Here is a 22,907-nt window from a genome sequence, read left to right on the forward strand (position 1 = left end):
CGCGACATCCATTCTTGGTGGTCGTGTGCGGCCCAGCCCCATCCGTCGCGAACTATTACACTTCTTTCATCATGTGGTGCCCAAGTGTTTCGCTGTCGGTGTGGGCCAACGCCTGGCTCGCGGGTCAAGCTGCGCCCGACGACGTCCTTGATGCGCTATCCCAGTGGGCGCCAAAGCATTCGGTGACAGCCTATGACTCGGTCGCGGCCGACTCCACCGGACTGCCATGGCCCGATGTGACCGACGCCGGAGCGGTTTCGCTGCTGCAGACACTGCGCACGGCGGCGGGCTCGCGGGCGATGTCCGAATCCACGATGAGCGTCGCGTTGCCGATCCCCGGCGATGTACGCGGGCTGCCTGCCGGTACCACGTTCCAGCGCGATGCGATCAACGCCGGTGAGGCCCTGATCGTCGTGCCGGAGCGCGGCACACCGATCGGCCTGGTGCCGGAATTCCTCTACGAGGATGCCGAGGACGACGACCCCGATTACGACTATGCGCCCGAGCTGTGCGGGTTGTCCTGGACCGTCTACTCGCTGTCGCTGGCACCGGTGCAGGTGTACATCGATCTGGGCGAGGCCGAGTACGCCCTGCGATCGGCGGTCCGCTCGGCTGCCGACGCGCTGACGGCGCTGCGGGCGGGCGGCTCGGGTATCGACGTCGACGACCCACGCGGGATGGTCGAGCAGGTGCTCGAATCCGGGCGGTTGCATCATGCTCCTGAGCACTCACCGGAACGGGCGCTACGGGTCCTGGAAAACGCCGCCCATGTCGACGCCATCATCACGGTCAGTGCCGGACTGATGCCGATCGGCCACCAGTCCTCGTCGGAAGCTCAGATCGCGACCGACGCGCTGCGACCGCTCTCCGGCGTGGTGCGATCAGCGCGGTTGGCTGCCGTCAGCGCGATTCTGCACTCGGCCTGGCAGCGCTGACGCAGTCCGGTGTGCACAGTGCGCCGTTGACGGTGCACCCGTAGGCCGGTACTGGCTGGGCTCCAACCACTCTGGAGGGAGCACGGCCGTCGCGGAGCTCATCGACGAGATCCAGCGCCAGCCGGGCGAAGCGGCGCTGCGCATTGGGGGTGGACGCCCGCGCGTACGCGATACCGGCGGCGTCGGCCTCGTCCTTGAGTTCGTTGTCCAGATCCCACACGACTTCGATGTGGTCGGCGACGAAGCCCACCGGACATACGATCACCGCCTCTGTGCCGCCTTCGATGAGGGCCGCGAGGTGATCGGACACGTCGGGCTCAAGCCAGGGCACCTGCGGCGGGCCTGACCGCGACTGCCATACCTGGTCGTAGTCGGTGTATCCCGCGGCCGCTGCCACCAACGCCGAGGTGTGCTCGACCTGCCGGCTGTACAGGTCGGGTGCACAGTAGGACGCAGCCCGCATCGGGATCGAATGCGCAGTGAAGACCAGCCGGGCGGCGGCGCGCAGCGACTCAGGCAATGTTGCTGCCGCATCGCGGATCGCCTCGGCGAACATCTCGATCAACAGCGGGTGATCGAAATACTGGCGCAGTTTGACCAGTTCCGGCGCATCGGGCCCGGCCGCGGCCCGCGCCCTGGCAATGTCCTCCTGATACTGGGTGCACCCGGAATAGCCGCCCCAGGCCGAGGTGGTGAACACTGCCGCCCGGCGGATACCGTTGTCCCGCATCGCTGCAACGGCGTCTTCGACGTACGGTTCCCAGTTGCGGTTACCGAAGTAGACCGGAAGGGTCTCCCCCCGCTCGGCCAGTTCGGCACGGATCTGCTCGATGACCGCCCGGTTGATGCCGTTGATCGGCGAGACACCACCGAAGTGCAGATAGTGCTCGGCGACCGCGTCGAGGCGTTCCGGGGGGATGCCGCGCCCGCGGGTGACGTTCTCCAAAAACGGTCGCACCTGTTCGGGACCTTCGGGGCCACCGAAGGACAGGAGCAGAACGGCGTCGAAGTCCATGGGGTTCCGACAGCCCTAGAGCAACTGGGTGCTGGCGCCACCATCGGCGTAGACGATGGTTCCGGTGGTCGCAGGCAACCAGTCAGACATCAAGGCGCACACCGTCTTTGCCACCGGCGTGGGATCTTTCATATTCCAGCCCAGCGGCGCCCGCTGATCCCAGCCTTCTTCGAGCAGCTTCATCTGGTCGCCGGCTTCCGCACCGAGGGCGCCGCCGACGATCGCGCTCATCGCCAGGGTCCGGATGGGGCCTGCGGCAACAAGATTCGACCGCACGCCATACTGGCCCGCCTCCCGCGCGACGAACCGGTTGACCGATTCCAGCGCGCTCTTGGCCACCGTCATCCAGTTGTAGGCAGGCATGGCCCTGGTCGGATCGAAGTCCATGCCCACGATGCCGCCGCCGGGGTTCATGATCGGCAACACAGCCTTGGCCAACGAGGCGTAGGAATAGGCCGAAATGTGGATACCTTTGGCGACATCGGCATACGGGGCGTCGAAGAACGGGTTGATACCCATCCCCGTCTGCGGCATGAAGCCGATCGAGTGCACGACGCCGTCGAGCTTGTTGCCCTCGCCGATCACCTCGGCGACGCGACCGGCCAGGCTGCCGAGGTGCTCTTCGTTCTGCACGTCGAGCTCCAGCAGGGGCGCCGGATTGGGCAACCGGTCGGCGATGCGCTGGATCAACTTCATCCGGTCGAAACCGGTGAGCACCAGCTCTGCGCCTGCCTCCTGTGCGACCTTGGCGATGTGGAACGCAATCGACGAGTCGGTGATGATCCCCGTGACGAGGATGCGCTTACCTTCGAGAAAACCTGCCATGAAAAAGTCCTTTACTCGTTACGAAAAGTTTAGTGGCCCATGCCCATACCGCCATCGACCGGGATCACGGCACCGGCGATGTAGCCGGCATCCTCCGACGCCAGGAAGCTGACTGCGCCGGCGACGTCCTCGGCGGTGCCGACCCGCTTGGCCGGGATGAAGTCCAGCGCCCCTGCCTGGATCCGCTCATCCAGCGCGCGGGTCATCTCGGTGTCGATATAGCCGGGAGCCACCACGTTCGCGGTGACCCCGGCCTTGGACAGCTCCCGCGATATCGAGCGGGCCATGCCGATCAGACCGGCCTTGGCGGCCGCGTAGTTGGCCTGGTTGCCGATACCCCACATCCCCGAGACCGAGCCGATGTAGATGATCCGGCCGAACCGCTTGCGCTGCATACTGCGCGACGCTCGCTGCGTCACCCGGAACGCGCCGGTGAGGTTGGCGTCAATGACGTTCTGAAAGCGCTCCTCGGTCATCCGCATCAGGAAGGCATCCTGCGAGATGCCGGCATTGGAGACCAGTACCTCGACCGGACCCTGATGCTCCTCGACCTCGGTGAACGCGCGATCGACGGCCTCGTTGTCGGTGACGTCACACTCCACGCCGAACAGGCCTTCGGGCGCACCTGATCCGCGATGGGTGACCGCGACCTTGTGGCCGTCGGCGGCCAAGCGCTGGGCGATGGCCAGCCCGATCCCCCGGTTACCACCGGTGACCAGGACTGATCGGGAGATGAATGGCGGCTTGCCGCCGACGTTGAGGCCGGCGGCGTCAGTGACAGCGGTGTCGGTCATGATCGTCAACCTATCGCTTGGGGCGGGCCGGGTTGAAATCGCCATGCCCGCGTTTTCACCGTGAGCAGTCCCCAGCGGGAAACGGTCTAACCGGGCAGCCGGCGGTTGATCAGTAGCGCCGCCAGCGCGGCCAGCGCCAGGAACAGCGAGCCAAGGCGCAGCCAGCCCACGCTCGCATCACCCTTGGTCGTCTCGTAGCCGATCTGCTCCTGCAGTGAGGTGAACACCTCTTTGAGCTGCTCCAGGCTCGACGCGGTGTAGGCGTCGCCGCCGGAGAGTTCGGCGATTTTCTTCAGCATCGCGTCGTCGACGGGAACCGGCTGGCGCTGGTCGTTGATCTCGACGTACCCGTAGGGCGTACCGAAGGACACCGTCGAGATCGGCACGCCCTGATCCTTGGCGGTCCGCGCGGCCGTAAACGCGCCCTTGGGGTTGTCCGGGTTGGACGGCACCGTTTCCTTACCGTCGGACATCAGCACGACGCGCGCGGGCGGTGGCGCGTCACCGCCACCGATGACGGCGCCGACGGTGGCGATCGCCTGCAGCGCGGTGAAGATGCCTTCGCCGGTGGCGGTGCGGTCCGCCAGCTGCAGCTTGTCGATCGCATTCTTGGTGGCATCGCGATTGGTGGTCGGCGACACCAGCACGGTCGCGGTGCCCGCATAGGCGATCAGTCCCAGGTTGATCCCCGGCGTCAACTGATCGGCGAATTGTTTGGCCGCCTCCTGCGCTGCCGCAAGCCGGCTCGGCTGCACGTCGGTGGCGCGCATCGACTGCGAGACGTCGATGACCAGCATCACCACCGCCCGGTTGCGTGGGATGCGGACGTCGTTGGTGGGCCCGGCCATCGCGATGGTGAGCAGGGACAGCGACGCGATGAGCAGGATCGCGGGCAGGTGCCGCCAACGCGCGGGCCGCTTGGGGGCGACGCTTTCCAGCAGCTCCATGTTCGCAAAGCGCAGCACCCGCTTGCTCCTGGCGCGCTGCACCAGGAAATAGAGCACGACGAGCCCGGCGATCACCAGGAAGAACAGCAGGAACCACGTGTGTTCGAAACCGGACAACGAGAGCGGTCCGAGCAGCGGCAATGTCATAAAAAGAGGCCTGTCATTCCTGTCATGTGGATGGCGCCGGCGTCATGCCAGGGCCCCGCGACGGCGCGACGCCACGAAGCGGACGATGTCGGCGATCCAGTCACGGTCGGTGCGCAGCGTCAGGATGGGCGCATTGCAACGCCGGAAGGTCCGCGCCACCTCCGCGCGGTGGCCCTCGGCCGCCTGGCCGAAGTCGTCGCGCAACTGGGCGTCGATGGTGAACTCACGGGTCACGCCGGATTCGGTGTCCTGCAGGATGACGTCTCCGACATCGGGCAGCTCCACATCGCGCGGGTCGAGCACCTCGATGCCGAGCACCTCATGCCGGGCGGCGATCGCGCGCAGCGAGCGCATCCAGGTGATGGGGCCGAGGAAATCGCTGATGACGACCGCCATCCCGCGCCGGCGTTCCGGCCTGCGCAGGGCGTCGATGGCGACGTTGAGGTCACCACGGACACCGGGTGCGGCCTTGGGCATGGTCGCGATGGTCCGCAGCATGCTCTGCTCGTGTTGCCGCCCGGACAGGGCGGGCACCCGGGTGATGGTGTCGCCGTTGGCGATGATCGCGCCGAGCCGGTTGCCGCCGCCGCTGTTGAGATAGGTGATGGCCGCCGCGGCCGCCACCGCCAGATCTCGCTTCTCGCAACCGGTGGTGCCGAAGTCCAGGCTGGCCGACATGTCGACCACCAGCCAGGTCTCCAGCTCGCGGTCGGCGATCATCTGCCGCACATGCGGCACCTGGGTGCGCGCGGTGACCGACCAGTCCATCCGGCGGACGTCGTCACCCGGTTGGTAGATCCGGGAGTCCCCCGGCTCGGAGCCCGGGCCGGGGATCAGCCCGAGGTGATCACCGTGCAGAACACCGTCGAGCTTGCGCTTGATGGTGAGTTCGAGCGTGCGCAGCGCCGCAGAGAGCTTCGGGTCGCCGATCTCGCCGCGCTGAAACGACGGCGGATGGACGGTGTGCGGATCGCTCACCGACCGCCAGCCGGTACGGAGGCAGGCTGCTGCGGTGCGCCGGGCATCACGGGCGGCACCGAATGCCCTTGCTGTGAAACAGCATTGACTTGAGGCAAGGCGACCGTCTGCAGGATCCGGTTGATCACCGTCTCCGCAGCGATATCGTCGGCCAGCGCGTCGTAGGTCAACACCAGGCGATGCCGCAGCACGTCCGGGATCACCTCGATGACGTCTTGCGGGATGACGTAGTCACGGCCGCGCACGAGCGCCAGCGCCCTGGCGGCGGCAACCACACCAAGCGAGGCGCGCGGCGATGCACCGAAGGCGATCCACGCCTTCACGTCGGGCAGGCCGAACTGCTCGGGGTGGCGGGTGGCGGTGATGACGCGCACGACGTAGTCGACGAGCGCGTGGTGCACGAAGTTGTTGGCCGCCGTGTCCTGCAGACGCAGCAGATCACCCGGGTTGAGGATCTGCTTGGGCTCAGGGGGCGTCACACCCATCCGGTAGATGATCTCGCGTTCTTCTTCCGGCGTCGGGTAGTCGACGTTGATCTTGAACAGGAACCGGTCGCGCTGCGCTTCTGGCAGCGGGTAGACGCCCTCGTTCTCGATGGGGTTCTGCGTCGCCATCACCAGGAACGGTTTCGGCAGCGGATAGGTCTTGCCACCGATCGAGATCTTGCGCTCGGCCATCACCTCAAGGAGTGCGGACTGCACCTTGGCGGGCGCGCGGTTGATCTCGTCGGCAAGCAGGAAGTTCACCACGACGGGGCCGAGTTCGATATCGAACTCTTCCTTGCCCTGGCGGTAGATGCGGGTACCGATGATGTCGGTGGGCACCAGGTCGGGGGTGAACTGGATGCGGGCGAAGGTGCCGCCGACGACCTTGGCGAACGTCTCGACGGCCAGCGTCTTGGCGACACCGGGGACGCCTTCCAGCAGCACGTGTCCCTTGGCCAGCAGACCGACCAGGATGCGCTCCACCAGCTGGTCCTGGCCCACGATGATGCGCTTGACCTCGAAGATCGCGCGCTCGAGGGTGTGCACGTCGGCGGCGAGTCCTCCTGCCCCGGCGGCCGGCGCGGGGCCCGAAGGCACTGGAGCACCCGTTGACGGCGGGGCCGCGTGCGCGCCCGGCGCACCCCCCGGCGTGTAGTTGGGCGACCCACCTGGTGACGTCATCAAACAATCCTCCACAGCTGTTCAGACTCGGCAGGCAGTGACCTGCTCGACTCAACTATTCCAGGCACTTCGGAATACGTCGACGTCCCGGTACCCCCGCGGCGGTTTGCTCAGCCACCTCTCAGGAGGGCTGGAGCGGGTCGCGGGTGGGTCGAGACGCTCAGGACTCGATGATGCGGGCCAGGTAGGGCGACATCCCGGCGGTCCTGACCGGACTGACGGAGACCTGACCTTTGGCTGAGGACGCCTCCAGCATCTGCCCGTTACCCAGATAGATGGTGACGTGCTGGCTGCCCCCGGGGCCGTAGAAGATCAGGTCGCCGCGCTTGGCCTGGGACGGCGGGATATGCCTGCCGGTGTTGTACTGGTCGCCGGAGTACTTGGGTATCAGCACCCCGACGCCGGCGAACGCGAAGCGGGTGAAACCGGAGCAGTCGTAGCCGACCTTGCCTGCGTCCTGTTCGACACCGGGACCCGGACCAGTGGGGGTGCCGCCTCCCCATGAATACGGCACCCCCATCTGGGAGGCGCCACGGCGGATCACGTACTCGATCGCCGCGGGTCCCCGGACCCGGCCAGGAGCCACTGAGTCCGGCGCACCGCCGAAACCGAGGCTGGACAGGAAGTTGCGGCCGAGGTTCATCGTCGCCTGGGTGGCTTGGGCAGTGGCGGCCAGCGACGCATTCGCAATCGCCAACGGATCCCCTGGTGCGCCTGCACTCAGCAGCTTGGGCAGCGTCGGGTCCCAGCCGGCCGCATCGGGGTCAGCCGATGCCGGCGACGCGACACTGACCATCAGCCCGATCGCCACCATGATCGCCCCGATCGGACGCAAGTGCCGAAAAAGCTTGTGACGCATAAATTCTCAACCAATCAGTATTCGATGTAGCGGACGACGTACGGGGTCATGCCACTGGTGCGGACCGGCGAGATCTTGACGTTCGAGCCGGTGTAGGGGGCTTCGAGCATCTGGCCCTGCCCGAGATACAACGTGACGTGCTGCGCGCCGCCGGGGCCGTAGAAGATGACATCGCCGCGGCGCATCTGGGACGACGGAATCTGACGCCCCATCTGGTACTGCGAGCCCGAGTAGTGCGGCAGCTTGATGCCCACCCCGGCGAACGCGTAGAGGATAAGTCCAGAACAGTCGAAACCGACTGTGCCCGAACCGGAGTCGATACCGTTACTGGCACCTGCGGCGTTTCCGCCACCCCAGGAGTACGGCACCCCCATCTGCGACATGGCCCGCTTGATCACATATTCCGACGCCTGCTGCCCGTAGACCCGTGGGATCTGACCGTTGTTGATACCGGTATCGGCCGGTTTCAGGATCCCGAGCTTCTCCAGGAAAGTCCGGCCCATCTGGGCGGTCGCCTGCGCGGACGTCGAGCCGATTTGCAGGATGGTGTTGATGATCGCGATCGGATCACCGGACACGAAGGCGCTGGGCACCATCGGCAAGGTGGTATCCCACTGGCTCGCCGCGCCGAAGGGCGCCGCGCCTGCCGCCGGTGCGGCGTTGTGGTCCCAGTCAGCGGAGGGCGCACCTGGTGTCGCCACGGCCGATTCCGGCCGCGCGGCAAGGGCGCCCTGAACTGACCCGACAGGCGCCGAAAACTCCCGGGCGGCATCAAGTTTCGCCTGGGCAGAGGCGCGTTCCGCGGCAAGCTGGTCGATCTGGGACTTCTGGTCGGAGAACGTCCGCTGCGACACCGTCAGTGCAGCGACGGCATTGTCCTGGCTGGATTGCGCATTACTCGCGGCCTCATCGGCCTTGATCTTCGCCAGCCGCGCAGAGGACTCCTTGTTGACCTGCTCGGTTCTGGCCCGCTGCAGATCGGCCATCACCTGCTCAGAGCTGGCGGCCAGGGTCTGTCCGGCACTGGCCGTGGCGATGATGTCCTCGGGCGCGGTCGCGGCCAGGAACGAGCCCGAAGGCCCGTTGACATAGGTGGCCGCCGCGAAGGTGTCGAATCTGCGCTGCGCGTCGGCGATCGCGGTGTTGGTGTCCTTGACGGCCTGTGTGCTGGCGTCGAGATCGCGTTGCGCGGTCACAGCGTTATCCCGCGCCGTCTGGACGTCGACGAGCGCCTTGTTCACGCTCTCCTGCTGAGCCTGAACCGCGGCACCGAGGTCTTGCAGCCGCTGGTTGGCGTTGGCGACATCGGCGATGAGCGCGCCGAGGGAACGCGGGCTCGAGTCTGGTTCGGCCGTCGCCAGACCGGGTGTGCTCAGCAGCAGCGCGAGCGTCAGTAAGGGAGAAGCACTGTGCACGCGTCTCATTCGACCCACGACTCCTAATGGCTCAACTATCCAGGCGGCGCCCGCGCCCAGCAGTCACTGGAGGCACAACTGCAACATCAGGCACCATTGGCACCGTACGTCACAACTGTCGCTAAGGAAACATCAGTCACAAATTACATTCCTGTAATTAAATTGAGCGTGACCAAATAGTGACCTTTTGAATTTGCCGAATTAGCGGCGCAGCGGTCAGTCCTCGCTGGTAGAAGCCGTTTCTCCGGTGTCGGCAGATTGTTTGCCTCGCACCTGAAGGAAACGCGTAACGACCACCGCAAGGAATGCGGCGATGGTCAATACGACGGTTAGCGCGGTGTATGGAAACACGCCGGTTTCCAATTGACTAACGAAGTTCTCCGAGGACTGCACGGGGTTGCCGGTTTTGGCCAGATCTTCGCCGGCCTCCAGTGTGACCCGATCGTACGTGGGACTGTAGGAACCCGCTGCCGACGGGCTCAGCGCCAGCACCGTTGCCCCGGGATGCGCCGCGCCGACGACGGTCGCGATATCGCGGAGCGGGGTGTCGACCGGCGTGTTGTGGTCGATCACGACGATCTTGAGATCGATACCGTCACGCTTGGCCGCGGCCACGACCTGGAGCAGTCCCGGTTCGACGGCCGCGGGGGCACTGACCCCGTCCGCGCTGACTTCAGCCTGAACGGCGTCGATATCGACATCCTGCGGAATGTAGGCAGGCAGGAACGGAATGAGCTGCGGCCCCGACATGGACAAGCACGGTACTCGACCTCATTCGCCACGGGTGGCAACACGCGCCCGAGCGCGGAAGACTGACAGTCGCACCGACCCCGGAATGCCCCCTGGGTCTTGCAGGACAAGCGTACTGTTAGCATTGAGATCGATCGTGGACACAGCCCGTCTGCGATGAAAACCAAACGCCGGGAGTAGATGTGACCAGCAAGGATTCCGTAAATTCATTCGGAGCCCGCGATACCTTGAAGGTCGGGGACGACAGCTACCAGATCTATCGCCTGGATGCGGTCCCGGGCACGGAAAAACTCCCCTACAGCCTCAAAGTGCTCGCCGAGAACCTCCTGCGCACCGAAGACGGCGCCAACATCACCAAAGACCACATCGAGGCGATCGCCAACTGGGATCCGGCCGCCGATCCCAGCATCGAGATCCAGTTCACCCCGGCGCGGGTGATCATGCAGGACTTCACCGGTGTGCCCTGCATCGTCGACCTGGCCACCATGCGCGAGGCGGTCGGCGATCTGGGTGGCGATCCCGACAAGGTGAATCCGCTGGCCCCCGCCGAAATGGTGATCGACCACTCCGTCATCGTCGATGTGTTCGGCAAGCGCGACGCGTTCGAGCGCAACGTCGAAATCGAGTACTCGCGCAACGGCGAGCGCTATCAGTTCCTGCGTTGGGGCCAGGGCGCCTTCGACGACTTCTCCGTGGTGCCCCCCGGCACCGGCATCGTGCACCAGGTCAACATCGAATACCTGGCCCGCACCGTGATGACCAGGGACGGGCTCGCCTATCCCGACACCTGCGTCGGCACCGACAGCCACACCACGATGGTCAACGGTCTCGGCGTGCTCGGCTGGGGCGTCGGCGGCATCGAGGCCGAGGCGGCCATGCTGGGCCAGCCCGTGTCGATGCTCATCCCCCGCGTGGTCGGCTTCAAGCTCTCCGGCGAGATCAAACCGGGCGTGACCGCCACCGACGTGGTGCTCACCGTCACCGACATGCTGCGCAAGCACGGTGTGGTCGGCAAGTTTGTCGAGTTCTATGGAGCGGGCGTGGCCGAGGTGCCGCTGGCCAACCGCGCCACGCTGGGTAACATGAGTCCCGAATTCGGTTCCACCGCAGCGATTTTCCCCATCGACGAGGTTACCGTCGACTACCTGCGACTGACCGGCCGCAGCGACGAGCAGCTCGCTTTGGTCGAGGCCTACGCCAAGATCCAGGGCATGTGGCACAACCCGGACAAAGAGCCGGTGTTCTCCGAGTACCTGGAGCTCGACCTCGGCGATGTGGTGCCGTCCATTGCCGGACCCAAGCGTCCGCAGGACCGAATTCTGTTGTCCGAGTCGAAGATCGCGTTCCGCAAGGACATCCACAACTACGTCGAGGAAAACCACCCCACTCCCGAGACCAAGCTGGACGAAGCGGTCGAGGAGTCCTTCCCGGCCAGCGATTCGGTCTCGCTGTCCTTCGCCGACGATGGCGCGGTCGACGTGCTGTCCGCGGCCAACGGCGCCGAAGGCCGCCCGTCCAAACCGGTGACGGTGAAATCCGACGAGCAAGGCGAGTTCGTGCTCGATCACGGCGCCGTCGTCGTCGCGGCCATCACCTCGTGCACCAACACCTCCAACCCGTCGGTGATGCTCGGCGCCGCACTGCTGGCGAAGAAGGCCGTCGACAAGGGCCTGACCTCAAAGCCGTGGGTCAAGACCTCGATGGCGCCCGGATCACAGGTGGTCAGCGACTACTACGACCGCGCCGGCGTCTGGCCCTACCTGGAGAAGCTGGGCTTCTTCCTGGTCGGGTACGGCTGCACCACCTGCATCGGCAACACCGGCCCACTGCCGGACGCCATCTCCAAGGCCATCAACGACAACGACCTGTCCGTCACCGCGGTGCTCTCGGGTAACCGCAACTTCGAGGGCCGTATCTCCCCCGACGTCAAGATGAACTACCTGGCGTCCCCGCCGCTGGTCATTGCCTACGCACTGGCCGGCACCATGGATTTCGACTTCGAGACCGAGCCGCTGGGCCAGGACACCGATGGAAACGATGTCTTCCTCAAGGACATCTGGCCGACGTCGAAGGAAATCTCCGATGTCATCGCGTCCTCGATCGACAGGAAGATGTTCGTCGACAGCTATGCCGACGTCTTCAAGGGCGACGAGCGCTGGCGCAATCTGCCCACCCCGGAGGGCAAGACCTTTGACTGGGATCCCAGCTCGACCTACGTGCGCAAACCCCCGTACTTCGACGGTATGCCCGCCGAACCGCAGCCTGTCACCGATATCACCGGCGCCAGAGTCCTTGCGCTGCTTGGCGATTCGGTGACCACCGACCACATCTCCCCCGCGGGCAATATCAAGGCGGGCACCCCTGCCGCGCAGTACCTGGAGGAGAACGGCGTCGAGAAGAAGGACTACAACTCCTACGGCTCGCGGCGCGGTAACCACGAGGTGATGATCCGCGGAACGTTCGCCAACATCCGGCTGCGCAACCAGCTACTCGAGGACGTCTCTGGCGGGTACACGCGCGATTTCACCCTGGATGACGCGCCGCAGGCATTCATCTACGACGCCGCGCAAAACTATGCGGCGCAGGGTATTCCGCTGGTGGTGCTGGGCGGTAAGGAGTACGGCTCCGGTTCGTCACGCGACTGGGCAGCCAAGGGCACGTCGCTGCTGGGTGTGCGCGCGGTCATCACCGAGTCCTTCGAGCGCATCCACCGCTCCAACCTGATCGGCATGGGCGTGGTTCCGCTGCAGTTCCCTGCCGGCGAATCGGCGGCGTCGCTCAAGCTCGACGGCACCGAGGTATTCGATATCACCGGAGTCGAGGCGCTCAACGAGGGTAAGACCCCGAAGACGATGCACGTCACCGCCACCAAGTCAGACGGGTCAAAGGTTGAGTTCGACGCGGTGGTCCGCATCGACACCCCCGGTGAGGCCGACTACTACCGCAACGGCGGCATCCTGCAGTACGTCCTGCGCAATATGCTCAAGTCCGGCTAGCAGAAGATGCCCAGAGTCAGCGAGGACCATCTGGCGGCCCGTCGCCGCCAGATCCTCGATGGCGCACGGCGATGCTTTGCCGAATACGGCTACGACAAGGCAACCGTGCGTCGGCTCGAGCAGACCATCGGCCTGTCGCGCGGCGCGATCTTTCACCATTTCCGCGATAAGGATTCGTTGTTCTTCGAGCTGGCGCGCGAAGATGCCGAACGCATGGCCGACGTCGCGTCCCGCGAGGGCCTGATCCAGGTGATGCGAGACATGCTCGCCGCCCCCGATCAGTTCGACTGGCTGGCCACCCGCCTGGAGATCGCGCGCAAGCTGCGCAACGATCCGGTTTTCCACCAGGGTTGGGCGGAACGGTCAGCCGAACTGTCGGCGGCGACGACGGATCGGCTGCGCAGACAGAAGCAGGCCGGGCGGTTGCGTGATGACGTGCCCGGCGATGTGCTGCAGTGCTATCTCGATCTCGTGCTCGACGGACTCGTGGCCAGGCTGGCCTCCGGTGAGGACGTCAAGCGACTCAGTGGAGTGCTGGACCTGGTCGAGGACTCTGTCCGGCAGCGCTAGATCAGACCACACACATTTCTCCGAAGTACAGAGCTACGTCGACCAGATCATTCCATGTGATTGTTTCACAGGAGCCACTACTGGTGCCGTACTCTTTAGCATTGTGACCGCGGGCTTGAGCGCCGAATCCAGGCGAGCTGCCATCGTGGACCGGATCCGTGCCGATCACGAGGTCGACTTCACCTCGCTGGCAACCGAATTCGCTGTATCGGCGATGACCATTCGTCGCGATATCGAACGTTTGGAGAGCCAGGGCATAGCTCGTCGAGTGCTGGGCGGGGCGATCGCGCTGGGCGGCAAGTCAGTCGAGCCGTCATTCGCCACCCGCGTCGCGGACTCGGCCGCCGAAAAAGCCGAGATTGCCACCGCCGTCGCCGACCTGCTGACGCCACGGGAGACGGTGATCCTCGACAGCGGCAGCACGGTGTTGGCAGTGGCCAAAGCGATCCGAGGCCGCGGTCTGGGGCTGACGGTCTTGACACCGAGCGTCCTTGTCGCCGTTGAACTCTCAGAAGAGCCCAACACCGAGGTATTACTGACCGGCGGCAAGATCCGCCCTGGAGAATTGAGCCTTATAGGCGCCGAGGCTGAGGACTTCTTCCTGCGGTACAACTGCGATACGTACGTGATGGGAATCGCCGGACTCGACGGTCGGCGTGGGGTGTCTGAATATCACCGAGAGGAAGGCAACGTCAAACAAGCCGCCGTCCGGTCGGCAGACCGGATCATCGTGGCCGCCGATGCAACAAAGCTCGGCCGGGTGTTGCTGACCAACGTCGCGTCGGTATCAGCACTTTCCGTGGTTGTAACCGACGCCCCGCCCGATGAGCCGAACCTCACCCACCTACGCCAGGCCGGAGTGACCGTAGTGTGTGTCGAATCTCGCACTGAGCGTGGTTAATTCGCGACACATATGCAGTTCCACCCTGTCACCACGGTGGCATTCAGGCCCAGCTTGCCCAAATCGGTCCGCCTTGGTCGGTGGGGCGCCGAACACGTGCACCAGCTTCCTCGGCGATCAGAGCACCCGCGGCCCAATCGTAAACACCCAGGTCGTCCTCGCTGAAGGTATCCAGACTTCCCTGGGCGAGCAGACAGAGATCGATTGCGGCAGCGCCCATCCGTCGTAGATCTGTATAGCCGCGCATGGTCTCGGCCAGCAGGCCGATCTGCTCGTCACGCCTGTCCTGGGAGTAGGACAGCCCGGTACCAAGTAGTCGAGCACTCGACCGGGCGATACCCAGCGGTAGCCGTTGCGGTTCGGCGCCCAGGATGACGAGCTCGGCGCCGCCGCCCGCCCCAGCACTCCATAATTGACCGAGCGCCGGTGCGCACACCGCACCGGCGAGCCATTGACCGTCTGAAACCCTCTGCACAGCAACCGATGTACCAAAAATTGGGATGCGCCTGGTGAAGTTTGTGGTGCCGTCGAGCGGATCGATCACCCACAGGTAGTCACTCTGACCGGCTACCAAATCGAGCTCCTCGCCGTACACGGCGTCCGCCGGCCGCGTCGTACGGATACTTGCCCGCACGACGTCCTCGGCCTCTGCATCCACCGCGGTAACGAGGTTGCCTGCCTGCCCTTTCGTGACAGCGTCCGTCACGACACCAAAATTGCGCAGGCAGACCGCAGCCCCCGCCCGCGCTGCCTGAATTGCGATGTGCCGCCAGCCGGTTGGAACGCCCTCCGCTTTGATCACAGAGTTGAGCGGAAGGACCGCACGGCCTCCATGAGCTCCACGACCCGTGGCAGCACCGCACAGTTCTCGAATACCCCATCCTCCTTGAAGTACGTACCCACCACAGCGCCGTCGGCAATCGCCAGCTGCTCTGCCGCATTATCGGCACGCACCCCGGTGTTGACGAAGACCGGAACCGCGCCGGCCGCATGTTTGACCACCTTCAGCGCCTGGGTGTCAGTCGGTGCGCCTGCAGTCAAACCGGAAACGCAGATTGCGTCCGGCAGGGTGGCGAACACGGTCGTCTTGGTGATCGAGGCGAGGTCCCGATTGACGAGGTAGGCCGCTGACTCCGGCACAATGTTGAATAACAGGCGCACGTTTGCGCCGCCGACCCGCTGTCGATGCCGGGCGACAGCGCCGATGTTGGTATCCCAGAGGCCAAAGTCACTGGCATACACACCAGTGAAGATCTCCCGTACCCACTGCGCGCCGGTGGCAACCGCCAGGTCGATCGATGCCTGGCCATCCCAGAGCACGTTGACACCGAAGGGCACCGAAATCTCGGCGGACAACCGTCCGATGACATTTGCCATGGTGATGGCAGTGATCGGCTCAGTCTTGGTCAAGTACGGCAGGCTGAACTCGTTGGAGAACATCACGCCGTCGACGCCGCCCTCCTGCAGAGTGGACAACTCCCGCTTGGCGCGATCCACTACTGCCCGAACGCCGCCGACACTGTCGAAACCAGGATCGCCGGGCAGGGCGGCCAGGTGCAGCATGGCAATCACGGGCTTGCGGACAGCGAATACGTCATCGAGCCAGGTAGTCATCGGGCCTCTTTCGGGTGAAATCTGGGAGCGCGACGAGTGCCTCACGATCGGACGGCACGCTCCAGATGCTGTTAATTAATAACACGAGTCGACATGTACGCCCCGGGCTTCTGTGAATATTACACATTCACTGTGAATTACTCACACATATGGGTTATCGTCACCTCACCGCCTTCCGTAAGGCCTGTAACCAACCGCTCGACGAAAGGTGGAGCCTGTAGTGGCGAAGCTGACACTGGGTGTCGATATCGGCACAACCGGGACCAAGACGGTGCTACTCGACCTCGAACAGCACCGAATCATCGCCCAGGCTGGCGCGGAAAGCGCCCTCATCTCCGGTGAGCCCGGGCATGCCGAAGCGGACCCGAATCAGTGGCTGAGCAACACCTACGCGACCATCCGATCGGTTCTGGCCGACTCCGGCGTCGCGCCTTCTGACGTGATCGCTCTGGCCACCACTGGGATGGTGCCCGCGGTGGTGGAGGTCGACGCCAGTGGGCGGCCGCTGCGTGCCGCCATACTGCAAAACGATGCCCGTGCAACCGCGGAGATCAACACACTCAACCGAATCCTGGACCCGGAGACCGTGTTGGCCACCACAGGATCAGCGATCACCCAGCAATCCGTGGCACCGACCGCGATGTGGCTGCGCAACCATGAACCCTCCTCCTGGGCCCGCACACGTTGTCTCGTGGGCTCCTACGACTGGGTCCTGATGGCCCTCGGTGCGGCGCCACACGTTGAGCTCAACTGGGCCATCGAATCTGGCTTGGCCACCCTGACCGGAGCGCCGTACCCGCCGATGTACGAAGCCGCCGAACTGTCAGAAGAGTTGATTCCTACGGTCCTTTCACCCGGAACTCAGGCGGGGGTGCTCAGTGCTGAGGCCGCGACGCACACCGGGCTTCCGGCCGGGTTGCCCCTTATCGTCGGCGGCGCCGATCACGTGCTGTCCGCCTACGCCGCGGGTATCCGTGCCGCCGGCGACTGGCTGGTCAAGCTCGGCGGCGCGGGTGACATCCTGGCCGCCAGCGACGTACCGGTCGTCGATCGGCGGTTGTATCTCGACGCACATCCGATCCCGGGCTACTGGCTGCCCAACGGGTGCATGGCCACCAGCGGTAGCCTGATCCGCTGGACGCAGACCCTGGTCGGCGGTGCCGAACTCACCGACCTCGACGCCGAGGCACAACAGCGCCGACCCGCCGAGATCCTTTGCCTGCCTTATTTTCTCGGCGAGAAGAGCCCGCTTCACGACCCGGACCTGCGAGGTGCGTTCGTCGGGCTGGACCTGGCTCACACGCGCGCCGATATGTACCGGTCAGTTTTAGAGGCCATCGCCTTCGGGTTCAAACACCACACCGAGGTGTTCGCCGAGATGGGCGTAGAGCTGCGGCGAGCGCTCGTCACCAACGGAGGCAGCCGCTCGGTGCTGTGGAAGCAGATTCTCGCCGATGTCCTCGGCACAGAGCTGACCCCCGTCATCGGTCACCCTGGTGCCTCGCTAGGCGCGGCGATCGTGGCTGCCCGCGGAGTCGGCGTCCTCGACGACTGGCAGGACATCGAGGCATTCCACACGCTTGGCCCACCGGTGATACCCAACCCGGACCACACCGAGACCTACGCAGAGGCCTACCGACAATGGCGCAACGCCGCTGATTCTCTGACCGATGTATCCCACCAACTTGCTCGAAAGGCCCGTCGATGACACCGAATAGCCCAGCTTCGCGCCCGTCCACTGTGGTGATCACCGGCGCCGGATCCGGAATCGGCCGCGCCATGGCGATCACTCTTGCTGCCCGCGGCTGGCGGGTGGTAGTCACCGATATCGACCTCGCCGCAGCCCAGGAAACCGTGCAAGCCCTCGGCCACCGCGAGCACGAAGCCGAGCAACTCGACGTGACCAACGGCCAAGCCGTACGCGCGCTCGCCGATGACATCGGTGACCGGATCGGGCTCGATGCCTGGATCAACAATGCCGGCACCTCGGCAATGGCCCGCTTCGTCGATGTGTCCGAGCAGCAGTATGACCGCACCATGGACATCAACCTGCGCGGCGTGTTCTTCGGCGCACAGGCCGCGGCGACGACGATGATCCGGTTGGGCCGGCCTGGCACCATCGTCAACACCGCCTCGATGGCTGCCAAGCAGGGGCGTGTTCCCTTCCTGTCGGACTACGTCGCCTCGAAGTTCGGGGTACTCGGGCTCACCCAGGCGCTGGCTTTCGAGCTCGCTGCTCACCAGATCACCGTCAACTGCGTATGCCCCGGATTTGTCGAAACCCCTATGCAATCTCGCGAACTGGAGTGGGAAGCCCATCTGACCGGAACGACGCCTGCCGCCGTTGCGCAATCGTGGGTCGACGCCACTCCCCTTGCACGCCTTCAGACCCCGCAGGACGTGGCCAGCGCCGTCGCCTTCCTCGTATCCGAGGATGCCCGGTTTATCACCGGCGAAGCCTTATCCGTCAACGGCGGCGCATATATGGACTGACGCTCGACGGGGAGCGCTATACCCGATCACGCCCGATAAGCATCCATCCCAGAAAGTGAGAGCCATGACACCACGACCTCCCCGGCGCCCCTTATCCACCTCGCGGTGGCTGCTGGCGCCCGTCACCGCCGTTGCACTGCTGCTGAGCGCCTGCGCCGGTTCGGGTGGCTCGGGCGGTTCCGATGCATCCACCGCCTCCGGCGTTGGTGACGTGCCGACCGATACCAAAGGCACCGTGCGGGTGCTCATGGAGAACGTGCCGGACAGCGATATCGCGAAAAACCTTGTTGGCGAATTCAATACGAAGTACCCGGGCGTCAAGGTCGATATCGAGACGATGACCTACGACCAGATGCGCGATCGGCTGGTGTCCTCGTTCCAGGCGCCAGAGCCGACCTACGACCTGATCGTCGTCGACAACCCGTGGATGGACGATTTCGCGGCGGCCGGTTTCCTCCAGCCGCTGGACAAGCGCATCTCAGCTACCCCCGACTACCAGCCGGACGATTTCTTCCCGTCCCTGACGGATATCACCAAAGTCGACGGGCAGACCTACGGGGTGCCGTTCTACAACTATGCCCTGGGCTACATCTATAACACCGCTGATCTTTCCGCCGCAGCACTTCCTGTTCCCACGGACCTCGATGCGTTGGTAAAAACATCGCAACAGCTGACCACCCCGGACCGTCGCGGCATCGCCATGCAGCCTCAGCGCGGCTACAAGATCTTCGAGGAATGGGCCAACTGGCTGTTTGCTGCCGGCGGTTCGATCTACGGCCCGGACGGTAAGCCCAGCCTCGACACACCGCAAGCGGCCCGCGCACTCGATGCCTATATCGAGACCTACCGGACCGCAGCCCCACCCAACAGCCTGTCCTGGGCGTTCGATGAGGCGTTCCGTTCGGTGTCCAGTGGCCAGTCAGCCACGATGATCAGCTACAACTGGAACCTGCCCGCACTGAACAAGCCGGGTGGCTCGGCGGGTCCGCTGGCCGGCAAATTCGCGCTCGCGCCGATTCCGGGTGGCAAGTCGGTTCTGGGCTCCTGGAGTTGGGCGATCCCACGCAACTCGTCATCATCCGATGCTGCCTGGGCGTTCGCGTCTTGGATCACCTCGCCGGAGATCGACGCCGAGCGCGTCGCCGCGGGCGGAGCCGTTATTCGCGAGAGCTCGCTGACCAACCCGACGGTCTTGTCGGACGGCTACGGAGTCGACTACTACCGCGTTGTCGGCGAGATTCTCAAAAACGCAGCCCCGCTATCGAGGGGCAAGGGCGGCGAGGAGATGATCCAAGCAGTCGGCACCGAATTGAACGAAGCCGTCGCCGGAACGAAATCCGTCGCCGACGCTCTGAAGGCGGCACAGGCCGCCGCCGAGCGGATTCAGCAGTGACACGCGGGAATCCGACGACTGCGATAATCCGGCGCCGGAGGGGGATCGACTTTCGGCACGGTATGTTGATGCCGCTGTTAGCGGTGTTCGCCGCGGTCGTCGGATTCCCGCTCTGTTACGCCGCATACCTCAGCGTCACCAACTTCAAGCTCACCGATGCCAAGTCCCCCGGATTCGTTGGGATTGCGAACTTTACCGGGGCACTGCGGAACTCAGAGTTTTGGGCGGCGTTCGGAACGACGGCCAGTTATGTGGCGATCGCCGTTGCGGTGGAGTTGACACTTGGGTTGTTCATCGCCTTGGCACTGCAGCAGCAGCGCTGGGCCAAGGATCTCGCGCGGGCGATGGTGCTCGCCCCGATGTTCATCACGCCGATCGCTGTCGGCCTGGTGTTCCGGTTCATGCTCAACGACCAGATCGGCGCCATCCCGGCACTGCTGCACGCCGTCGGCGCCGACTACGACTTCTTCGGCCCCGGCAAAGCGCTCGTGACGCTCGCCTTTATCGACGTTTGGCAATGGACACCCTTTATGGTGTTGCTGATCTTGGCCGGTCTGGAATCGATGCCGCGCCAACCGTTGGAGGCCGCCCAGATCGACGGCGCGGGACCATGGTATCGCCTGCGCCGGGTGATCCTGCCGATGCTGACACCGGTTCTCACCGTTGCGGTTTTGCTGCGCGGACTCGACGCGCTGCGCGTATTCGAGTACGTGTACGCAACCACCCGCGGTGGTCCCGGCACCGAGACCCAGACGCTCCAGTACTACATGTACATGGAGGGCATCCAATTCTTCCGCCTCGCCAGCGCGAGTGCCATGGCACTGGTCGTGCTGGCGCTTGTCTTGACCGTAATCGTGGTGGCGTTTCGCACAATGGAACGGAACAAAAAGCAATGAACCGCCCCCGCTGGCTCGATGTCCTGCGCATCGCGTTGATCACTGCCACATTGATTTTTGTGCTCTTCCCACTTGGTTGGGTGGCGTTGGCCAGTTTCAAGAATCCGCAGCAGATGTCTCAGCCGTTCCTGCTCGTCTTCGCGCCCACGTTGCAGAACTGGCAATCGGTATTGGACTCCGGAATACTCACGGCCGCGGGCCGCAGTGCCCTCGTGGCATTGTCGACAGTGACAGTCAGCCTCGTCGTCGGCAGCATGGGCGGTTACGCGATTGCCAAATACCGCGCCGGCGGCTCCCTGACAAGGTTCGGAATGCTTGCAGCGCAGGTCATTCCGCCTGCGGTGCTGGTCTTCCCGTTCCTGACCATGTCACATGTGCTTCGCGTGAACGGGACCTTGATCCCGGTGTTCTTCGCACACCTGAGTTTCGTGCTGCCGCTGGTCACCTGGTTTCTGATCGGATTCTTCGAAGCGGTACCAGCATCGCTTGAGGAGCAGGCGCGTGTGGACGGGCTGACCCGTTGGCAGGCATTCCGACTGGTGGTGCTGCCGCAGGTCCTGCCTGGGCTCGGTGCCGCCGCCATCTTCGGCTTCACCCTGTCCTGGAACGATCTGTTCTACGGCCTGATCCTGGCGCCGGGCGGTTCGGCCATCCTTCCGGTGGCGATCGCCAACTTCAACACCTTCCGCGGCGTCCAAATCGGTGCGATGAGCGCAGCGATCATGATTGCCATCGTCCCTGTGCTGGTGGCCAGCTTCTTCATCCAACGGAGACTGGTCCAGGGCATCAGCGGCGGCGCAGTCAAGTACTGACGTACCTCTACCGAATAAGGATCAGCAATGGCTTCTGTCAGTTTCCGCAAGGTCTGTAAGTCCTTCGGCACGACCACCGTCGTCGAGGACCTGGACCTCGAACTCGCCGACGGCAGTATGACTGTTCTCGTCGGCCCATCCGGTTGCGGCAAGACCACTTCACTACGAATGCTGGCCGGGCTCGAGGAAGTCAGTTCCGGCACCATCGACATCGGCGGGCGTGACGTCACCCACCTGGAACCGCGAGATCGCGATATTTCGATGGTGTTTCAAAACTACGCGCTCTACCCACATCTCACGGTTCGCGAGAATATCGCATTTCCGTTGCGCGCCAAGAAAATGCCACACGCGCAAGCGTTAGCGCGGGCCGACGAAGTGGCTCAGACCCTCGGCCTGTCGACCATGACATCGCGTAAACCCAAGGATCTCTCCGGCGGCCAGCAACAGCGCGTGGCGATCGGGCGAGCGATCGTGCGGGAGCCGAGCGTCTTCCTGTTCGACGAACCGCTGAGCAATCTCGATGCGAAGCTCCGCGTGGAGACACGAACCGAGTTGCTGCGGCTGCAACGCCAACTCGGAGTGACCTCTCTGTATGTCACCCATGACCAAGAAGAGGCAATGACGCTATCGGATCGCATGGTGGTAATGCGTGACGGCCAGGTCGTACAAGCAGACCGGCCGGACGCCATCTACCGCAGACCGGTGGACACATTCGTGGCTGCTTTTGTCGGCAGTCCCAAAATGAACCTGGTCGACGGTGTCGTCAGCGACGGTGAGTTGCGTACCCCGGCCGGAATTCGGGTCAGCGTCGGCGGCCCGGCGAGCGACGACATCACCATCGGGATTCGTCCCGATGACCTCATCCTGGCCGCCCATCCCACCGCCACCACCACTGTGGAACTGGTCGAACTGCTGGGTCCGCGTGCCATCGTCACGGTCCGAGCCGGCGAGTCGCAGCTGACCAGCGTCGTCGACGCCAGCCTGCTCGACGGGCTTCGACCCGGTACACCCGTGAAACTAACGGTGACTCCCGCCGCCATTCACCGATTTGACCGGAAATCCGGACAGCGCCAAGCATGATCCAGGTCTCGCGTTCAACGAGTTGGGCATGCTGATCCCCGCGTTGAACTCCGCTCCTGTATCAATGCCGCCGATGGTTGGGCCCGCCCCGACTCCGCAGCGGCGTACCCGATTCGAGCAGCATGCTGTGGATCGACCCGTAGGACCGCCCGGTGGACGCCACCAGCGTGCGGATGCTCGCTCCACCCTCATAGGCGTTGCGGAGCTCGTGCAGTAACCGATCCCTAGCCTCGTCTGGTTTCCTCATCGACGCCTCCCCCATAACTGACACGCCCCCGCGCGTATTCAGCCTAGGAAATCGCCGCCCCGCTTGTGACTGAA

The 22,907-nt window shown here is 64.5% G+C and carries 22 protein-coding genes; 10 read left to right on the forward strand and 12 right to left on the reverse strand.

Annotated elements, in window-relative coordinates:
- Window positions 1-71: 71 nt before the first annotated feature.
- Window positions 72-935: an Rv1486c family protein gene (locus ADBZ9O_RS20240; RefSeq protein ID WP_526524718.1), complete on the forward strand. Its 864-nt coding sequence runs from the start codon at window positions 72-74 to the stop codon at window positions 933-935.
- On the opposite strand, the gene ADBZ9O_RS20245 is transcribed toward ADBZ9O_RS20240, so the two are convergent.
- From ADBZ9O_RS20245 to ADBZ9O_RS20285, 9 genes are all read right to left on the reverse strand, one after another.
- Window positions 901-1,950: a ferrochelatase gene (locus tag ADBZ9O_RS20245; RefSeq protein ID WP_526524719.1), complete on the reverse strand. Its 1,050-nt coding sequence runs from the start codon at window positions 1,948-1,950 to the stop codon at window positions 901-903. The two genes, ADBZ9O_RS20240 and ADBZ9O_RS20245, sit on opposite strands and share 35 nt — an antisense overlap.
- A gap of 15 nt (window positions 1,951-1,965) precedes the next feature.
- A complete protein-coding gene (gene inhA / locus ADBZ9O_RS20250) occupies window positions 1,966-2,775 on the reverse strand; it encodes an NADH-dependent enoyl-ACP reductase InhA (RefSeq protein WP_526524720.1) in 810 nt (269 codons plus the stop codon).
- Window positions 2,776-2,804: 29 nt separating this feature from the next.
- Window positions 2,805-3,569, reverse strand: coding sequence for a 3-oxoacyl-ACP reductase FabG1 (fabG1, locus tag ADBZ9O_RS20255; RefSeq protein ID WP_526524721.1), 765 nt, complete (start codon window positions 3,567-3,569; stop codon window positions 2,805-2,807).
- Window positions 3,570-3,655: 86 nt separating this feature from the next.
- Window positions 3,656-4,663, reverse strand: coding sequence for a vWA domain-containing protein (locus tag ADBZ9O_RS20260; RefSeq protein WP_526524722.1), 1,008 nt, complete (start codon window positions 4,661-4,663; stop codon window positions 3,656-3,658).
- A 42-nt stretch (window positions 4,664-4,705) separates the two neighbouring features.
- Window positions 4,706-5,641, reverse strand: coding sequence for a DUF58 domain-containing protein (locus ADBZ9O_RS20265; protein WP_526524723.1), 936 nt, complete (start codon window positions 5,639-5,641; stop codon window positions 4,706-4,708).
- A complete protein-coding gene (moxR1, locus tag ADBZ9O_RS20270; RefSeq protein WP_526524724.1) occupies window positions 5,638-6,807 on the reverse strand; it encodes a chaperone MoxR1 in 1,170 nt (389 codons plus the stop codon). The genes ADBZ9O_RS20265 and moxR1 overlap by 4 nt, the downstream gene beginning before the upstream one ends.
- A gap of 160 nt (window positions 6,808-6,967) precedes the next feature.
- Window positions 6,968-7,666 carry an NlpC/P60 family peptidoglycan endopeptidase RipB gene (ripB, locus tag ADBZ9O_RS20275; protein WP_526524725.1) on the reverse strand — a complete coding sequence of 233 codons (699 nt, stop codon included), beginning with the start codon at window positions 7,664-7,666 and terminating at the stop codon, window positions 6,968-6,970.
- Between the two features lie 14 nt (window positions 7,667-7,680).
- A complete protein-coding gene (gene ripA, locus ADBZ9O_RS20280) occupies window positions 7,681-9,090 on the reverse strand; it encodes an NlpC/P60 family peptidoglycan endopeptidase RipA (RefSeq protein WP_526524726.1) in 1,410 nt (469 codons plus the stop codon).
- A 207-nt stretch (window positions 9,091-9,297) separates the two neighbouring features.
- A complete protein-coding gene (locus ADBZ9O_RS20285) occupies window positions 9,298-9,831 on the reverse strand; it encodes an Rv1476 family membrane protein (RefSeq protein WP_526524727.1) in 534 nt (177 codons plus the stop codon).
- A 182-nt stretch (window positions 9,832-10,013) separates the two neighbouring features.
- Here ADBZ9O_RS20285 and acnA point away from each other — a divergent pair, with 182 nt between their 5' ends.
- The 3 genes from acnA to ADBZ9O_RS20300 all read left to right on the forward strand — a co-directional run bounded on the left by acnA (window position 10,014) and on the right by ADBZ9O_RS20300 (window position 14,298).
- Window positions 10,014-12,827 (forward strand): aconitate hydratase AcnA, encoded by a 2,814-nt coding sequence (gene acnA / locus ADBZ9O_RS20290; RefSeq protein ID WP_526524728.1) that lies wholly within the window; start codon window positions 10,014-10,016, stop codon window positions 12,825-12,827.
- Window positions 12,828-12,833: 6 nt separating this feature from the next.
- A complete protein-coding gene (locus ADBZ9O_RS20295; protein ID WP_526524729.1) occupies window positions 12,834-13,397 on the forward strand; it encodes a TetR/AcrR family transcriptional regulator in 564 nt (187 codons plus the stop codon).
- 103 nt (window positions 13,398-13,500) lie between these two features.
- A complete protein-coding gene (locus ADBZ9O_RS20300) occupies window positions 13,501-14,298 on the forward strand; it encodes a DeoR/GlpR family DNA-binding transcription regulator (protein WP_526524730.1) in 798 nt (265 codons plus the stop codon).
- A gap of 43 nt (window positions 14,299-14,341) precedes the next feature.
- On the opposite strand, the gene ADBZ9O_RS20305 is transcribed toward ADBZ9O_RS20300, so the two are convergent.
- Window positions 14,342-15,100 (reverse strand): inositol monophosphatase family protein, encoded by a 759-nt coding sequence (locus tag ADBZ9O_RS20305; RefSeq protein ID WP_526524731.1) that lies wholly within the window; start codon window positions 15,098-15,100, stop codon window positions 14,342-14,344.
- Entirely contained in the window at window positions 15,097-15,912 is an 816-nt protein-coding gene (locus ADBZ9O_RS20310; RefSeq protein ID WP_526524732.1) for a BtpA/SgcQ family protein, read from the reverse strand. The genes ADBZ9O_RS20305 and ADBZ9O_RS20310 overlap by 4 nt, the downstream gene beginning before the upstream one ends.
- A gap of 220 nt (window positions 15,913-16,132) precedes the next feature.
- On the opposite strand from ADBZ9O_RS20310, the gene ADBZ9O_RS20315 reads away from it, so the two are divergent.
- The 6 genes from ADBZ9O_RS20315 to ADBZ9O_RS20340 all read left to right on the forward strand — a co-directional run bounded on the left by ADBZ9O_RS20315 (window position 16,133) and on the right by ADBZ9O_RS20340 (window position 22,586).
- Window positions 16,133-17,620, forward strand: a complete 1,488-nt coding sequence (locus ADBZ9O_RS20315) for an FGGY-family carbohydrate kinase (protein WP_526524733.1) — start codon at window positions 16,133-16,135, stop codon at window positions 17,618-17,620.
- Window positions 17,617-18,405 (forward strand): SDR family NAD(P)-dependent oxidoreductase, encoded by a 789-nt coding sequence (locus ADBZ9O_RS20320; RefSeq protein ID WP_526524734.1) that lies wholly within the window; start codon window positions 17,617-17,619, stop codon window positions 18,403-18,405. The genes ADBZ9O_RS20315 and ADBZ9O_RS20320 overlap by 4 nt, the downstream gene beginning before the upstream one ends.
- 64 nt (window positions 18,406-18,469) lie before the next feature.
- Window positions 18,470-19,798, forward strand: coding sequence for an ABC transporter substrate-binding protein (locus tag ADBZ9O_RS20325; protein WP_526524735.1), 1,329 nt, complete (start codon window positions 18,470-18,472; stop codon window positions 19,796-19,798).
- Window positions 19,799-19,842: 44 nt separating this feature from the next.
- Complete coding sequence (locus ADBZ9O_RS20330; RefSeq protein ID WP_526533330.1) at window positions 19,843-20,694, forward strand: carbohydrate ABC transporter permease; 852 nt, start codon at window positions 19,843-19,845, stop codon at window positions 20,692-20,694.
- Window positions 20,691-21,506: a carbohydrate ABC transporter permease gene (locus ADBZ9O_RS20335; protein ID WP_526524736.1), complete on the forward strand. Its 816-nt coding sequence runs from the start codon at window positions 20,691-20,693 to the stop codon at window positions 21,504-21,506. Before ADBZ9O_RS20330 ends, ADBZ9O_RS20335 begins: the two co-directional genes overlap by 4 nt.
- A gap of 27 nt (window positions 21,507-21,533) precedes the next feature.
- The gene (locus tag ADBZ9O_RS20340; RefSeq protein ID WP_526524737.1) at window positions 21,534-22,586 is read left to right on the forward strand and encodes an ABC transporter ATP-binding protein; all 1,053 of its coding nucleotides are present in this window, start codon (window positions 21,534-21,536) and stop codon (window positions 22,584-22,586) included.
- Window positions 22,587-22,647: 61 nt separating this feature from the next.
- Here the strand turns inward: ADBZ9O_RS20340 and ADBZ9O_RS20345 are convergent, their stop codons facing one another.
- A complete protein-coding gene (locus tag ADBZ9O_RS20345) occupies window positions 22,648-22,833 on the reverse strand; it encodes a helix-turn-helix domain-containing protein (RefSeq protein ID WP_526524738.1) in 186 nt (61 codons plus the stop codon).
- Between the last annotated feature and the right edge of the window lie 74 nt (window positions 22,834-22,907).

Origin of the sequence: Mycobacterium sp. (genome assembly GCF_965229105.1) — a bacterium.
In the GTDB taxonomy this organism is placed as follows: domain Bacteria; phylum Actinomycetota; class Actinomycetes; order Mycobacteriales; family Mycobacteriaceae; genus Mycobacterium.

Bases quoted from the DNA above. Each gene is read 5' to 3' on its own strand.
- ADBZ9O_RS20240 (WP_526524718.1), top strand. From the start codon at position 72: ATGTGGTGCCCAAGTGTTTCGCTGTCGGTGTGGGCCAACGCCTGGCTC.
- ADBZ9O_RS20245 (WP_526524719.1), bottom strand. From the start codon at position 1,950: ATGGACTTCGACGCCGTTCTGCTCCTGTCCTTCGGTGGCCCCGAAGGT.
- inhA (WP_526524720.1), bottom strand. From the start codon at position 2,775: ATGGCAGGTTTTCTCGAAGGTAAGCGCATCCTCGTCACGGGGATCATC.
- fabG1 (WP_526524721.1), bottom strand. From the start codon at position 3,569: ATGACCGACACCGCTGTCACTGACGCCGCCGGCCTCAACGTCGGCGGC.
- ADBZ9O_RS20260 (WP_526524722.1), bottom strand. From the start codon at position 4,663: ATGACATTGCCGCTGCTCGGACCGCTCTCGTTGTCCGGTTTCGAACAC.
- moxR1 (WP_526524724.1), bottom strand. From the start codon at position 6,807: ATGACGTCACCAGGTGGGTCGCCCAACTACACGCCGGGGGGTGCGCCG.
- ripB (WP_526524725.1), bottom strand. From the start codon at position 7,666: ATGCGTCACAAGCTTTTTCGGCACTTGCGTCCGATCGGGGCGATCATG.
- ripA (WP_526524726.1), bottom strand. From the start codon at position 9,090: ATGAGACGCGTGCACAGTGCTTCTCCCTTACTGACGCTCGCGCTGCTG.
- ADBZ9O_RS20285 (WP_526524727.1), bottom strand. From the start codon at position 9,831: ATGTCGGGGCCGCAGCTCATTCCGTTCCTGCCTGCCTACATTCCGCAG.
- ADBZ9O_RS20295 (WP_526524729.1), top strand. From the start codon at position 12,834: ATGCCCAGAGTCAGCGAGGACCATCTGGCGGCCCGTCGCCGCCAGATC.
- ADBZ9O_RS20310 (WP_526524732.1), bottom strand. From the start codon at position 15,912: ATGACTACCTGGCTCGATGACGTATTCGCTGTCCGCAAGCCCGTGATT.
- ADBZ9O_RS20320 (WP_526524734.1), top strand. From the start codon at position 17,617: ATGACACCGAATAGCCCAGCTTCGCGCCCGTCCACTGTGGTGATCACC.
- ADBZ9O_RS20325 (WP_526524735.1), top strand. From the start codon at position 18,470: ATGACACCACGACCTCCCCGGCGCCCCTTATCCACCTCGCGGTGGCTG.
- ADBZ9O_RS20335 (WP_526524736.1), top strand. From the start codon at position 20,691: ATGAACCGCCCCCGCTGGCTCGATGTCCTGCGCATCGCGTTGATCACT.
- ADBZ9O_RS20340 (WP_526524737.1), top strand. From the start codon at position 21,534: ATGGCTTCTGTCAGTTTCCGCAAGGTCTGTAAGTCCTTCGGCACGACC.
- ADBZ9O_RS20345 (WP_526524738.1), bottom strand. From the start codon at position 22,833: ATGAGGAAACCAGACGAGGCTAGGGATCGGTTACTGCACGAGCTCCGC.